This is a genomic window from Cupriavidus sp. MPR-AND1C (genome assembly GCF_058809705.1).
This window is the reverse complement of sequence record NZ_JBXASU010000021.1, coordinates 44,176-58,333: the sequence shown is the minus strand read 5'-3', so window position 1 is coordinate 58,333 and position 14,158 is coordinate 44,176. Positions and strand designations below refer to the sequence as shown.

Below are 14,158 nucleotides of genomic sequence, written 5' to 3'. Positions count from 1 at the left end.
CCCCCAAATGCCGGACAACTCTACTTGGCATGCCGTCGATTGTTCTAATCAATCATTTCGGTCCCCATCGCCAGTCCATCGCGGCCAACCAGCCACGCCGGGACCGCCCGCTTCCTTGCGCCTGAGCAGCGTCATCGGGACATCCACGGCTTGCCCCATCGACTCACCTGTTGCGCGCCACGGCGTCAAGAAATGCGGTGTAGCATTCATCGCATTTCTTGACGCCGTGGCGCCGCAGGCCTGTAATGCAGCTTCTCGCGCGCCGCCTTGCCAGGCCGCGCGATCACGAACCAACCATGCGATTCATCCGGGCCGCCCCATGCCAGCTTCCAATCCAGCCTCCGATCGCCTGAACCAGCCGCAATCGATCGAGGACCTCTTTCTCTACCGCTTGAGCTGCCTGCTGGCGGATGCCGGCGGCATCGTGATCCGCTATTGCGAAGGGCAATTCGGCGTCACCCGCAGGGAATGGCGCCTGCTGGCGCTACTCGCCGCGCACGGCGCGATGAGCTCGTCCGAGCTGGCGCGGCTGGCCCACCTGGACCGTCCCCGCGCTTCGCGCACGATCACGGCGATGGTGGACAAGAAGCTGATCAGCCGGGTGGCGCGGCCTGGTGATGCACGGCAGGTCACGCTGGCCTTGACCGCCGCGGGCGAGGCCCTGTACGGCGAGATCTTCCCGCTGACGAAACAGGTCAACCTTGAACTGCTCGATGCGCTCGAGGACAAGGACGCGGTGCAACTGGATGCCATGCTGATGCGGCTGGAGCAGCGCTCCCGGCAGATGGCCGCGCGCGGCGGCCTGCCGCTAGCGGACCGGCGGCGCGGCGGCAGCGCACGCAACCGCCAGGCGCTGGCATTGCACGATGCGAACGAAGCCAGCAACGGCAACTAGGCCGGCCTGGCGCACGAACTTCCCGCGCGTGCCGCGCAGCACGCCGGCGTAGCGTGACCGCTGGGAAACGCCAGGTGTCCTTGGATGGCAACGCCGCCCGCTATACTCCAGGTCCCGCAAAATCCTCAAACATTAAACCTCAAGCAACCGGAAGCCATCATGCCCACTATCCCCGCCTGCCCCCAATGCGCCCTGGAGAACACCTACCCCGACGGTGACAACTATGTCTGCGCCGACTGCGGCCACGAGTGGGCCATGGTGGCCGCCGCGCAGGACGATGACAGCGCCCAGGCTGTGGTGAAAGATGCCAACGGCGCCGTGTTGAACGACGGCGACGCGGTGGTGCTGATCAAGGACCTGAAGGTCAAGGGCTCGTCCATCACGCTGAAGATGGGCACCAAGGTCAAGAGCATCCGGTTGGTGGGCGGCGACCACGAGGTCGATTGCAAGATGGACGCCGGCAGCTTCATGCTCAAGGCCTGCTATCTGCGCAAGGCCTGAGCCTGGCTGACACTGCGCACGCTGTTGGTTGCGGCCCCGGTTCCGGTCAGCGCGTGGCCACGATGAAGAACCGCGGGAACGGCAGCAGCACCGTGCCGTCCTCCATTGGCGGATAGGCGCGCGCCACTTGCGCGGTGTAGCGCTCCAGGTAAGCCGCGCGCTCGGCTTCATCCAGCGGGTCCAGGAAGGGGCGCAGTCCGGTGCCCTTGAACCACTCGACAATCGCCGCGGGGCCACCGGCCAGCGCGTGGTGGTAGGTGGTGTGCCAGACATCGACCGCGCCGCAATGCGCGCGCAGCAATTCGTAGTACCAGCCAGCGCCCTGCAGCCCGGTACGCGCCTGAGAAGCGGCGGCCAGCTTGCCGGCCCACGGGCCGTCGGCGGCGACTTCGCGCATCAGGCGGTGCGCGGGCGTGTCCAGCGTGTCGGGCACCTGGATCGCGAGGCTGCCGCCGGGCGCCAGCTTGGCGGCAAGCGCGGGCAGCAGGCGGCCGTGGTCGGGCAGCCATTGCAGCACGGCATTGGCGAGGATCACGTCGTAAGGGCCCGGGTCGTACCAGGTTTCGATGCGGCTCACCTCGAATTTCAACGCCGGCAGCCGCTTGCGCGCGGCTTCGACCATGTCGGCCGAGCTGTCCAGCCCGGTCACGCTCGCGCCGGGAAAACAGGCGGCCAGCACTTCCGTCGAATTGCCCGGGCCGCAGCCGATGTCTACCGCGACGCGCGGCTCGCGCCCCGGCACCGCTGCCAGCAGGTCACGCACCGGGCGGGTACGTTCGTTCTCGAATTTCACGTATTGCTTGGCTGACCAGGTCATTGCGGCTCCTTTGCGGGTTCGGTTCTGGTGTCTCGAAAGATCGGGCGTTTCTGGCGCATTTCGAGCATCTGGCGTGGTGTCCAGCCACGCCAGGAACTCAAGCGGGTTGCCCGGCTACGGCGAGGCGGGAAATTGGCGTCCATGTCCAGTTCTTGTTCTTGTTCTTGCATGGCCGTGCTCCGTGGATACCCGACGCATGCCGTCAGGATAGAGCCGAACTGCTATGATTTCCAATGCATATTGAGCACGTTTTCAATACCCGGAGAGTATGGCAATGATTGAGCTTCGCCGCCTGCGCGCCTTCGTCGTGCTGGCCGAGGAAGGCCACGTCACCCGTGCCGCCGAGCGCCTGGGCATGCAACAGCCGCCGCTCACGCGCCTGTTGCGCGGGCTGGAGGAGGAGCTGGGTGTTTTGCTGATGCGCCGCCTGCCGCGCGGCGTGCGTCCGACGGAGGCCGGCCTGGCATTGCTGGAAGAGGCCCGCGCCGTGCTGGCCCGGGCCGAAGGCGTGGCCGACGTGGTCCGCCGCGCCGCGGCCGGGGAGCAAGGGCGGCTGGCGGTGGGCTTTACCAGCTCCGCCGCCCTGCACCCGTTTGTGCCCGCCGTGCTGCGCCGGTTTCGCGAGAGCGTGCCGGGTGTTGCCGTGACGCTGGAGGAAGCCGGCACCAGCGAGCTGGTGGACGCGATCCTGCACGAGCGGCTGGACGCCGCGTTCGTGCGCTCGCCGGTGGGCGGCACCGCCGGGCTGGTGCTCGATGCCGTGCTGGAGGAGCCGATGCTGGCGGCGTTGCCGGCCGGGCATCCGCTGGCGGCGCAGGCTGGCGCGCTGCCGCTGTCGGCGCTGGCGCGCGAGCCTTTCATCCTCTATCGCCGCCCCGCCGGGCCCGGCTTGTATGACGCGATCCTGACCGCTTGCCGTGCCGCGGGCTTCAGCCCGCTGGTGGCACAGGAAGCGCCGCGCCTGCCGGCCACGCTGAGCCTGGTGGCAGCAGGCCTTGGCGTGTCCGTGGTGCCCGCGTCCATGCACCGCCTGGGTGGCGAGGACATCGTCTATCGCCCGCTAGGCGATAGCCCGGTGCTGAGCGCGCCCCTGCACCTCGCGATGCGCCAAGGCGCGCTGCCGGCCGCCGTGATGCGCTTTCGCGCCATGGTGCGCGAGATGGTGGCGGCTGCGCCAATCGCGCCAACGCGCGCGATTGGCAATTGAAGGCACGCATCGTTGCCAGTGCGTGCTTCCTCGGGACTAGTGGCTGATCATCCAGGGCCGCGTGCCGGGAAAGGACTTGGCCGCACCCGGCTTGCCGGCCAGGCCGGCGCTGCCGCCCGAACAGCCACAGCCTGGCCCATGGCGATGTCCCTGGGAACTCAAAGGCGCGTGGGCGCTGCGCTCGTTGCCCGCATGCGCGACGCGGCGGGCCGAGGGCATCAGGGCCAGCATGGTCGCGGTGACCTGGCGCCGGGCTGCGTGGCCGCAGCCGGGGCATGGCTGCGGCGCGTCGCGCTCGTCGATGCGGCGCACCGCGGTGAAGCTGCCGCACGCCTCGCAGGCGTATTCATACATGGGCATACAGGTCTCTCCGCTTGGTGGAAGGTGGCAAGCGCGGCCCCCCTTGGGGAAGGAGGAGGAAGGCGGGAGCCCGCGCTCGCCGGGACTTCACATCTCTGGCTGGCGCTCAGATTGGCATTCAGGCCACATCCTGCGAAAGCAGGACGTCGGCACCTCCCTTGATGTGCACGGTGGGTCCGTTGGCCTGCGGCCGGATATCGAAGTCGAAGATCTGCGTCGGTATCCAGAGCGTGGCGCAGGAGTTGGGGATGTCCACGACGCCGCTGATATGCCCCTGCACCGGCGCCGTGCCCAGGATGGCGTAGGCCTGCGCGCGCGAGTAGCCGAACTTGGTCAGGTATTCGATCGCGTTCAGGCAGGCCTGCCGGTAGGCGACGTTGACATCCAGGTAGTGCTGCTTGCCTTGTTCATCCACCGAGATGCCTTCGAAGATCAGGTAGTCGTTGTAGGTCGGCGTGATCGGGCTGGGCTTGAAGATGGGGTTCTTGATGCCGTACTTCGCCATGCCGTCCTTGATCACGTTGACCCGCATGTGCACCCACCCCGCCATCTCGATGGCGCCGCAGAAGGTAATCTCGCCATCGCCCTGGCTGAAGTGCAGATCGCCGACCGACAGCCCCGCCCCATCCACATACACCGGGAAGTACACCTTGGAGCCACGCGACAGGTCCTTGATGTCGCAGTTGCCGCCATGCTCGCGCGGCGGCACGGTACGCGCGCCCTCGGCTGCCGCCCGCCTGCCGGCGTCCCCGACGAGCTTGCCCATATGGGCGGTCGCGGCAAACGGCGGGTTGGCCAGCGGCGGCACCCGATTGGGGTCGGTCTTGATCAGCCCTGTCTCGCGTTCGTTCCAGGTATGGAGCAGCTTGGGATCGGGCAGGCAGCCGATCAGCCCGGGATGGATCAGCCCGGCGAACTCCACGCCGGGCACATGGCGCGACGTGGTGTAGACACCGTGGAAGTCCCAGATGGATTTCTGCGCCAGCGGGAAATGGTCCGTCAGGAACCCGCCGCCGTTCTGCTTCGAGAAGAAGCCGTTGAAGCCCCACTGGCTTTCGGGCTTGGCGCCTACGTCCAGCAGGTCGACCACCAGCAGGTCGCCCGGCTTGACGCCGCGTACACCCACCGGCCCGGAGAGAAAGTGGACGATGGACAGGTCGATGTCCCGCACGTCATCCGCCGACTCGTTGTTCTTGATGAAGCCGCCGGTCCAGTCATAGGTCTCCAGGATGAACTCGTCGCCGGGATTGACCCAGCAGGCCATGGGAATGTCCGGGTGCCAGCGGTTGTGGACCTGTTCGTTCTCGTACGCCGATTGCGCGAGATCGACCTTGATCAGGGTATCTGCCATGTGCCTGTCTCCTTGGTGTGTGTCCGGTCAGTCGCCGGATTGCGGCCGTGAAACAATGCAGCCGTCCTGGCTGCATGCCTGGATCCGTGTTGGTCGCGCGCGGCTGCCCGCCGCCGCGCCGGGGTCGACCTTTGCGGTCTGTCTTTGGGGTCTGTCCTTGCGGTCTATCTGAACGATTCGCTCAGCAGCAGATAGCCTGGCAGCCAGCCGGTGGCGATACCTGCCAGGACAGTGGCAACGCCGGTGAATTTCAGGATCGGACGCTGCATCGCCAGCAACAGGAAGTACAGGAACCACAGCACGCCCCAGCCGACCCAGCACCAGGCGAACCAGGTATCCCAGACGGAGTTGGCATGGCGCAGCGCATCAATGGCGACGGGAATCACCGTGATCGACACGAACAGGCTGAACCAGCCCAGGCCACGCCCGTCCGCGCCGTTGAAGCGGTTGAGCGCAACCCACAGGTAGGTGAAGGTGAACAACAGCGTCAGCGCGCCGGCCTTGATGGATGCGCTGTCCGCCTCGCCGCCGAAGATCAGGCGCAGCGACACCAGCATCGTCACCCCGCCGGCAAAGATGTTGACGACCCAGATCTCGCGGTCGCCAATCTTGCCCAGCAGCCACAAGCCGTTCAGGCACAGCACGGCACCTACGTAAAGCAACGTCAGGCCTAGCATGGCGTATCTCCTCCGTGACGGATTCTGGTTGTTCTTTTTCTGTTGGCGCCGGCTGACTCGCGGCGGCCGCGTGGCGACGGGTCAACTATAAGCAGGCCCGCGAAGATGCGAATCCTTCACGACGAGGATTCCGCGCGTCATGTGGCTGGGTGAGGCGGCCTCACCCAATTGAATGAGGCAACCGATAAGGCAGTGGATACGGCAGCGGCGCGATGGCCGGGCGAGGGACGTTCAGGCCGGCGGGCAATGCTGCGCGTGCAGGCGCACCAGTTCCATCTGGCCATGAGTGTTGGTCTTCTGGAAGATCTGCTTGAGGTGGCTGCGCACCGTGTTTTCGGACACGTGCAGTACCTGCGCCAGGCTGGCGATGGAGTGGCCGGCGAAGACCAGCGCGTTGACCCGCGCCTGGGCCTCGCTCAGCTTGAACTGGCGCGCGAACAGGCAATCGTGGTGCGCATGCTCCGCACCCTGCCGGCGCGCGCTGACCACCACCAGCGCGCGCTCCTCGCCCAGCCCGTTGCGCATGGATGCGCCGGCGGGCTGCAACGTGAGCGTCGTGGGCAAGGCAAAGCCGGGCGCGGACACCGCCAGCACCTGCGTGGGCGCCTGCGTGGCCTGGCCCGGGTGGGCGTCGCGCGTGTCACCGGCCTTGGAGGGAAGTCCTTGGGAAGCCCCGGCCAGCGTGCCCAGCATCTCGTGCAAGGTGCGGTGGTCGGTCGGCATCACCGCGGCAAGATAGTCGCCATCCTGGTACAGGCCGCTGCCCTGCCCGCACAGCGCCTGCGCGCTGCGGTTGCAGTAGACGATGCGGCCATCCCGCTCCACCAGGAAGGTGGCGTTAGGATGGCCGTCGATGACGCGCATCAGCGCCTGGCTCAGGTCCGCGGCGCTGTGGCGGTGCCAGCGGTTTTCCAGCGACAGCGCCATATGCGCCAGCAGGCCGCGGAACTCCGCCTTCTCCTTGCTGGCAAAGCGCCGCTGGTCTTCGCGCCGGTACAACTCAAGGTAGTAGACGACATCCGCCTCGCGCGCCACCACCCCGCACAAGCGATGCAGATAGCGATGGGGCCGCAGCAACGCCTGGTAGTAGTCCGTGCGGACCAGGTCGCCGCTGCCCAGCATGTCGTCGCCGCTGATCACCTGCAGGGGCTGGTAGGCCGTGCTGGAGAGGAACCACGGGTTGCGCGCGGAGTACTGCGCGAAGGTGCGAAAGAACGCCGGGTCGTCCGGGGCGCCGTGCAGCACCGCGCCCTGGCCGCCGGCCAGGTGCCGCCGCGCCAGCACGGCCATGCCCGCGGCAAACTGATCGCGCACCAGCGCAACCACGCCGCGCCAGCCATCATCATCGCGCGCGGCGTGGATACGGTAGATCAGCTCCCCGGCATGGGGATCGGCGCTATCGGCGCTATCGACGCTATCGGCCTTATAGGCGCTATCGGCATTCTGGGCGGGCAACCGCGCTTTCTCCATGGCATCGGGCACAGCGAATTCGGGCAACGGCGAGCGCCATACGGCGCTGCCCGCGGCCTCTTCGATATGAGGACTGCCGGCCAGTGTTTGCGCTGGCACCCTAAATGTCAAGGCGCTGCGCCATGCTGCCGCGCAGCATCCATACGGCATGCCGCAGCGCGTTCCGGCCCCTTCCCGCGCAGCGCGCATGTCATTGCGCGAGGGGCGGATTCAGACAATAATCGGAGCGCCCGCTGCCAGCCATCGGTCCCGACCCGGATCGCACACACCCCTCCCGGAGCCGCATCGCACCCGACGCCGCCACGCCATGCGCATCAAACGAGAATATCAATCCTGGGTCGCGAACGAAACGCTGGAGGATTACGCGCTGCGCTATGCGGCACGCTCTTACCGGCGCTGGTCGCCGTTCACGCTGGCCAACACGGCTATCGGCGGCGTGTCCTTCCTGGCGCTGGAAGCCATCGGCGCCAGCGTCACGCTCAGCTTTGGCTTCCAGAACGCGTTCCCGGCCATCCTGCTGGTGTGCGCACTGATCTTCCTGATCGGGCTGCCGGTGGCGTACCACGCCAGCGTGGCCAACGTGGACATCGACCTGCTCACGCGCGGCGCGGGTTTCGGCTATGCCGGGTCCACCATCACCTCGCTGATCTACGCATCCTTCACCTTTATCTTCTTCGCGCTGGAGTCGGCCATCCTGGCCCAGGCGCTCGCCATTGCCACCGGCCTGAACCTGACCGTGGGCTACCTGGTCTGCTCGCTGGTGATCGTGCCGATGGTGTTCTTCGGCGTCACGCTGATCAACAAGCTGCAGATGTGGACACAGCCGCTGTGGGCGGTGCTGCTGGTGCTGCCCTTTGCCTACATCCTGCGCCACGATCCCGGCGTGCTGGCGCAATGGGCGGCATTCACCGGGCGCGACGCGGCCTCGCCTGCATTCAATGTGCTCGCGTTTGGCGCCGCCACTGGCGTGCTGTTCTCGCTGATGGGCCAGATTGGCGAGCAGGTGGACTACCTGCGCTTCCTGCCCGACCGCACGCCGCGCAACCGCTGGAGCTGGTGGAGCGCACTGCTGCTGGCGGGCCCGGGCTGGATCGTGATCGGCGGCCTCAAGGTGCTGGCGGGCAGCCTGCTGGCGGTGCTCGCGCTGCAAGCAGGCGTGCCCGCCAGTCACGCGATGGAACCGATCCACATGTACGTGTGGGCATACGGGCAGGTATTCGACCGGCCCGAGGTGGTGCTCGCGGTGGCGATGCTGTTCGTGCTCGTGTCGCAGATCAAGATCAACGTGACCAATGCCTATGCGGGCTCACTGGCCTGGTCCAATGTGTTCGTGCGGCTGGCGCACTACCATCCGGGCCGCGTGGTCTGGCTGGTGTTCAACGTGCTGATCGCGCTGTTGCTCACCCTGCTGGGCATCTTCAGCACGCTGGAGGCCGTGCTGAGCGTGTATTCCAACCTGGTGATCGCCTGGCTCGGCGCCCTGGTGGCCGACCTTGTCGTGCTCAAGCCGCTGGGCATCAGCCCGCGCCGCATCGAGTTCCGCCGGGCCTACCTGCATGCGTTCAACCCGGTGGGCTGCGGCGCCATGCTGATTGCCTCGCTCACCGGCATCGGCGCTTATTCCGGCTTCTTTGGCGCGCTGGCGCAAGCCTATTGCGCCTTTATCGCGCTGGGCGCTTCGTTCGCCAGCGCCATCCTGATCGCCTGTGCAACACGCGGCCGGTACTACATCGCGCGGGAAGACCCGGCCCCCCTCGACAAGCACACCGACGAGCCGATCCGCTGCTGCATCTGCGAGCGCGACTACGAAGCACCGGACATGGCGCACTGCCCCTTCTATGCGGGGCCGATCTGCTCGCTGTGCTGCGGCCTGGACAACCATTGCCACGATGCCTGCAAGACGCCCGGCACCGCCGCGCAAATGCCGGCGGCGCCGTGGCAAGGCAGTTTCCTGCGGATACTGCCGCCGCATTTCCTGCGGCGGCTGGCGCGTTTCCTGGGCCTGTTCGTGATTGCCGCGGCGGCCATGGGCGCCGTGTTCCTGCTCGCCTACCGGCTGATCGGCGAAGGCCATGCCGCGCACGCCGACGGGATCGGCGGCCTGCTGCTGCGCGTGTACTCGGCCACCCTGCCGCTGCTGGCTTTCGGCGCGTGGTGGATCGTGCTGTCACACGAAAGCCGCGAGCTGGCACAGGCGGAACTGATGGAGTCGCTGCGCCATCTCGAGTCCGCGCGCAAGCACCTGGTGGACGCGGAAAAGATGGCCTCTCTCGGCGGACTGGTCGCGGGCGTGGCGCACGAGATCAACACGCCGGTGGGCATCGCCGTGAGCGCCGCCTCCTACCTGCAGGACCGCACCAGCGCCACGCAGGCACTGGTGGCGAGCAACGGGCTGGCACCCGAGGCGCTGCAACGCTACCTGTCGGACGCCGCGCAATCCGCCCGTTTGCTGTTGTCCAACGCCAATCGCGCAGCGGAGCTGGTGCAGAGCTTCAAGCAGATGGCGGTCGACCAGACCAGCGAAAAACGGCGCACCTTCGACCTGGGCGACTATATCCGCGAGACCGTGGTCAGCCTCGACCCGCGCCTGCGCGACACGCACGTGCAATTGCTGATCGACTGCCCGGCGGGCATCACCATGAACGGCTACCCCGGCGCAATCGCGCAGATCCTCACCAACCTGGTCATGAACTCGCTGGTGCACGCATTCGGCAGCGGCGACACTGGCCCTGTGCGCGGCACCATCCGCATCGCAGCCCGGCTCGCGGCCGGTGACGAAGTCGTGATCCGCTACGCCGACGACGGCAGCGGCATTCCCGATGCCCTGCATGAGAAGATCTTCGAGCCCTTCTTTACCTCGCGCCGCGGCAAGGGTGGCAGCGGCCTGGGCCTGCATCTGGTCTACAACCTGGTGACTCAGCGCCTGGGCGGCACCATCGCCGTGGGCCATGCGGGGCATGCCAATGGCGGCGGCACCGTCTTCACCCTGCGCATGCCGCGCATCACGCCCTCGGCGAAGGCCACCATTCCGATCGTATCCGCCAGGACTTTGCCATGAACCCCTCTTTGTCCATGCCCGCGTGGCAGGTCCTGCTGGTCGACGACGACCCCGACGTGCACGAGATCACGCGCCTGGTGCTGACGGACCTGACCTTCTCCGGGCGCAAGATCCAGTTCCACAGCGTATATTCCGGCCAAGCCTGCAGAGCCCACCTCGCCGCTCACCCCGATACCGCGCTCGTGCTGCTCGATGTCGTGATGGAAACCGACGATGCCGGCCTGGCCACGGTGCGCTATATCCGCGAGCAACTGCGCAACCCCGACCTCCAGATCGTGCTGCGCACCGGGCATCCCGGCATGGCGCCGGAGCGCGAGGTGGTGACCGGCTACGAGATCAATGGCTACTTCCTCAAGACGGAGATGACCGCGCAAAAGCTGACCTCCGTCGTCATCGGCGGCCTGCGTGCCTACCAGTACGTAAAGGCCTTGCAGCAATCCCATGGCCTGCCCCAGCCGGTACCGCGGGCGCCCGAGCTACCCACCTCCGAGGCAGGTAGCGACGCGCAGGTCGAAGCTGCCATAGAACAAGCGCTGTACAGCGGGCAGTACCGGCTGCAAGCCGTCTCCCAGTTCGACCTGGGCTGCGCCGCCATCGCGGCCATCGCACTGCTGCCGGCGTGGCCGGGCCCCACCGGCTGGATGCCGCATGCCGAGATCGCCAACCACGTGCGCAGCCCAAGCCTCATTGGCGCGATCAACGCCGCGCTGCTGCGCCGCGCCTGTGAACTCGCGCTAGCCTGGCACACGGATCCGCAAGCCGCCCTATCCAGCCCGGCCCGCGTCAGCGTGCCCATCCTGCTGCCGCTCATGGCCGGCGCCGAGGAGTCCGAGCTGCTGGCATTGCCGGAACTGCTGCGCCAATACCTGCGCGAGACCGCCCAGGCCGGCAACGTGCTCGACCTGCAGTTGCCAGGCAGCCTGCTGGGCACCGCCACGGAAGCCGCCCGCCTGGCCTGCGCCCGCATCCAGGAGCAAGGCGCGTCCGTCACGCTGGCCGACGTTGGCGACACGCCCATCTCGCTGGCCAACCTGCAGCGTTTGCTGCCCGACCGGCTGCAGATTCCCCAGGGCTACGTGCGTAACGTGGCAACCGATGCCAAGCGCGCCGCCATCGCGCGCGCCGTGATCGCGCTGGCGCACACGCTCGGCATGCAGGTGCTGGCCAATGGCCTGGCCAGCTCGGAAGAACTGCAGTTCTTCAAATGGGAGGGTTGCGACATTGGGCAGGGGGACGTGCTGGGCGGCGTCTGGGAGGCCACGGGTCGCGGCTCGCCAGGCGCCTAGCGTGCCGCCGCACCCGGCTCGGTGATGGCGCTGTAGACCAGCGTGCGCAGCTGGCGGCGCACCGGGTAGGCGGACGACGGCAGGAGCTGGGTCAGGAACAGTCCGATCAGGTCCTCCTGCGGATCGACCCAGAAGAAGGTGCTGGCCGCGCCGCCCCAGAAGAAGTCGCCGGCGCTGCCGGGAATCAACGTGGTCGCCGGCGTCACCGTGGTGGCGAAACCGAGCCCGAAGCCAACGCCATCATAGGTGGCTTCGCTGAACATGGAGCGCGACATGCGCGGCAGGTCCACGCCGCCCGGCAAATGGTTGGCGGTCATCAGCGCCAGGGTCTTCGGCCCCAGCAGGCGCACCCCATCCAGCTCACCGCCTTGCAACAGCATGCGTGCGAAGCGCATGTAGTCAGCCGCGGTGGACACCAGGCCGCCACCGCCGGAGATGAAGCTTGGCGGCTTCAGGTAGGGGCTGGTGAGGGGATCGTCCTGCAGGACCGGCGCGCGCGCGGACACCACCTTAGAGCCGAGCGAGCCGACGGCGTAGCAGGCGCAAAAGCGCGAGGCCTTGTCTTGCGGCACGTGGAAGGCGGTGTCAACCATGCCCAGCGGATCGAATATGCGTTCCTTCAGGAAGGTCTCGAAAGGAATTCCGCTGATCTTGCCGACAAGGTAGCCCAGCACGTCGGTGGCAACCGAGTAGTTCCAGGCCTCGCCCGGCGAGAACTCGAGCGGCAGCCTGGCCAGCTTCCCGATCATGTCGTCCAGCGTGCCGCCGGTGGCGAGCTCGCCCAGCATCTGCTTGCGGTAAGCGGCGTCGACGTTGGTGTTTTGCTGGAAACCATAGGTCAGGCCGGACGTGTGGCGCAGCAGGTCGACCACCAGCATCGGGCGCGCGGCCGGGCGCGTCTGGAAGCTCTCCATGAACCCCCCGGCGTAGACGCCCAGGTTTTCCCATGCCGGGATGTACTTGCTGACCGGATCGTCCAGGGCAATCTTGCATTCCTCGACCAGCATCATGACCGCCACCGAGGTGACGGGCTTGCTCATCGAGTAGATGCGGAAGATCGAATCCTCGGCCAACGGAACCTGTCGCTCGCGGTCGGCCAGGCCCAGCACAGAGTTCAGCACCAACTCGCCGCGCCGCCACACCTGGGTGAGGGTGCCGGGCAACTTGCCGGTCGCGATATAGGCGTCATCGATGAACCGCTCGACCCGCCCAAGCCGCTCGCGGGACATCCCCTGCGTTTGCCTGCCTTGCATATCCGTGTCTCCTCATTGATGCCGTAGGTGAAATGCCGGCTCGCTGGCTGGAAATGCCGCTCGCTCGCACTTCGCCATCATGACATCGGCGCCTCCCTACGCCAAGCGGGCCGCGCGGGCAGCGGCAACATGCAATGAAACCGGAGAAGCGGTGAATGCCACGGCGTGGGCCGGCGTCTGCCGCACGGGTCGCATCGACTCACCGAACGATGCGATGCGATGCGATACGCTAAGCGGCCGCCACCCTTACTCCAGGGTCACATTGGCCTTCTTGACCAGGGCCGCATAGCGCGCCGCTTCGCTCTGGAAGAACCTGGCGGCGGCCTCCGGCGTGCTGGGACTGATCACATTGCCCTGCTTCTTCATCGCTTCCAGCACGTCCGGGCTGGTGAATGCCTTGGCGAACGACATGTTGAGGCGCTTGACCTCGGCAGGCGGCAGCCCCGCCGGGCCTACCACCGCAAACCAGCCCTCGACGGCGTAGTTGGGCAAGCCTTGTTCCGCGATGGTGGGAAGATCCGGTGCGGCCGGCGAGCGCGTTGCGCCGCACAGGCCGATCGCGCGCAGGGTGCCGCTCCTCAGGTGCGGCGCCACGGCATTCAACGCCACCACGCCCATCTCCACCTGGCCCGCGATCAGGTCGGTCATCATCGGTCCGGTGCCTTTGTAGGGCACATGGCGAGCCTTGGCATGCGCCTCATCGAGGAACATCTCGGCGGCGAGCTGGATGATGGTGCCGTTGCCCGACGAGGCATAGTTGAGCGAATCGGGCTTGGCCTTGAGCAAGGCAATGAGTTCCTGCACGTTCTTTGCGGGAACCTTGGGGTTGACCACCAGGACCAGCGGCGTGGAGCCTATCACGCTGATGGGCGTGAAGTCCTTGATCGCGTCGAACGGCATCTTCTTGTACACGCTCGGGTTGATCACGTGGTTGTTGGAGAACAGGCCCAGCGTGGTGCCGTCGGGTGGCGCCTTGGCCACCGCCGCAGCGCCAGTGATGCCGCCGGCGCCGGGAAGATTCTCGATCACCACCGGCTGGCCCAGGCTCTTGCCCAGCGCAGGCCCGGCAGCGCGTGCGATCGCGTCCACGCCCGAGCCTGCGCTGATCGGCAGGATCAGGCGCACCGGCCGGCCCGAGCCCTGGGCCAGCGCGGTGCCGGCCGGCAAGGCAAGCGTAAGTGCGATCGCCGAAGCGGCCATGCCGAGTGCTGCCCGGCGCGAAAGGGGGAATGCCATGTCTGTCTCCGTATGTTTATCTTTCTGGTCCGCGTGGCCGTCCGAAA

13 protein-coding genes are annotated in these 14,158 nt (G+C 67.0%); 5 read left to right on the top strand and 8 right to left on the bottom strand.

The window, feature by feature from the left end; all coding sequences use genetic code 11:
- The first annotated feature begins 319 nt into the window (after positions 1-319).
- Positions 320-895 carry a MarR family winged helix-turn-helix transcriptional regulator gene (locus AC1RWI_RS14265; RefSeq protein ID WP_492867070.1) on the top strand — a complete coding sequence of 192 codons (576 nt, stop codon included), beginning with the start codon at positions 320-322 and terminating at the stop codon, positions 893-895.
- Positions 896-1,054: 159 nt separating this feature from the next.
- Positions 1,055-1,396, top strand: a complete 342-nt coding sequence (locus AC1RWI_RS14260) for a zinc ribbon domain-containing protein YjdM (protein WP_043347137.1) — start codon at positions 1,055-1,057, stop codon at positions 1,394-1,396.
- 46 nt (positions 1,397-1,442) lie between these two features.
- On the opposite strand, the gene tam is transcribed toward AC1RWI_RS14260, so the two are convergent.
- Entirely contained in the window at positions 1,443-2,213 is a 771-nt protein-coding gene (gene tam, locus AC1RWI_RS14255; protein ID WP_492867068.1) for a trans-aconitate 2-methyltransferase, read from the bottom strand.
- Entirely contained in the window at positions 2,210-2,383 is a 174-nt protein-coding gene (locus AC1RWI_RS14250) for a hypothetical protein (protein WP_158408284.1), read from the bottom strand. The genes tam and AC1RWI_RS14250 overlap by 4 nt, the downstream gene beginning before the upstream one ends.
- Before the next feature lie 104 nt (positions 2,384-2,487).
- Between AC1RWI_RS14250 and AC1RWI_RS14245 the strand changes: the two genes are divergently transcribed.
- Complete coding sequence (locus tag AC1RWI_RS14245; RefSeq protein ID WP_043347150.1) at positions 2,488-3,420, top strand: LysR family transcriptional regulator; 933 nt, start codon at positions 2,488-2,490, stop codon at positions 3,418-3,420.
- A 36-nt stretch (positions 3,421-3,456) separates the two neighbouring features.
- Here the strand turns inward: AC1RWI_RS14245 and AC1RWI_RS14240 are convergent, their stop codons facing one another.
- The 4 genes from AC1RWI_RS14240 to AC1RWI_RS14225 all read right to left on the bottom strand — a co-directional run bounded on the left by AC1RWI_RS14240 (position 3,457) and on the right by AC1RWI_RS14225 (position 7,377).
- Positions 3,457-3,780: an FmdB family zinc ribbon protein gene (locus AC1RWI_RS14240; protein WP_043347153.1), complete on the bottom strand. Its 324-nt coding sequence runs from the start codon at positions 3,778-3,780 to the stop codon at positions 3,457-3,459.
- Positions 3,781-3,898: 118 nt separating this feature from the next.
- The gene (gene fmdA / locus AC1RWI_RS14235) at positions 3,899-5,131 is read right to left on the bottom strand and encodes a formamidase (RefSeq protein WP_043347157.1); all 1,233 of its coding nucleotides are present in this window, start codon (positions 5,129-5,131) and stop codon (positions 3,899-3,901) included.
- 164 nt (positions 5,132-5,295) lie between these two features.
- Positions 5,296-5,808: an AmiS/UreI family transporter gene (locus AC1RWI_RS14230; protein ID WP_043347161.1), complete on the bottom strand. Its 513-nt coding sequence runs from the start codon at positions 5,806-5,808 to the stop codon at positions 5,296-5,298.
- Between the two features lie 231 nt (positions 5,809-6,039).
- Positions 6,040-7,377: a LuxR C-terminal-related transcriptional regulator gene (locus tag AC1RWI_RS14225; protein WP_492867064.1), complete on the bottom strand. Its 1,338-nt coding sequence runs from the start codon at positions 7,375-7,377 to the stop codon at positions 6,040-6,042.
- A 208-nt stretch (positions 7,378-7,585) separates the two neighbouring features.
- Here AC1RWI_RS14225 and AC1RWI_RS14220 point away from each other — a divergent pair, with 208 nt between their 5' ends.
- Both AC1RWI_RS14220 and AC1RWI_RS14215 read left to right on the top strand, forming a co-directional pair.
- A complete protein-coding gene (locus tag AC1RWI_RS14220; RefSeq protein ID WP_492867062.1) occupies positions 7,586-10,336 on the top strand; it encodes an ATP-binding protein in 2,751 nt (916 codons plus the stop codon).
- Positions 10,333-11,622 carry an EAL domain-containing response regulator gene (locus AC1RWI_RS14215; protein WP_492867060.1) on the top strand — a complete coding sequence of 430 codons (1,290 nt, stop codon included), beginning with the start codon at positions 10,333-10,335 and terminating at the stop codon, positions 11,620-11,622. Before AC1RWI_RS14220 ends, AC1RWI_RS14215 begins: the two co-directional genes overlap by 4 nt.
- Here AC1RWI_RS14215 and AC1RWI_RS14210 read toward each other — a convergent pair.
- Positions 11,619-12,875: a serine hydrolase domain-containing protein gene (locus AC1RWI_RS14210; protein ID WP_043347164.1), complete on the bottom strand. Its 1,257-nt coding sequence runs from the start codon at positions 12,873-12,875 to the stop codon at positions 11,619-11,621. The two genes, AC1RWI_RS14215 and AC1RWI_RS14210, sit on opposite strands and share 4 nt — an antisense overlap.
- A 246-nt stretch (positions 12,876-13,121) precedes the next feature.
- The gene (locus tag AC1RWI_RS14205) at positions 13,122-14,111 is read right to left on the bottom strand and encodes a Bug family tripartite tricarboxylate transporter substrate binding protein (RefSeq protein WP_492867057.1); all 990 of its coding nucleotides are present in this window, start codon (positions 14,109-14,111) and stop codon (positions 13,122-13,124) included.
- Positions 14,112-14,158: the final 47 nt, after the last annotated feature.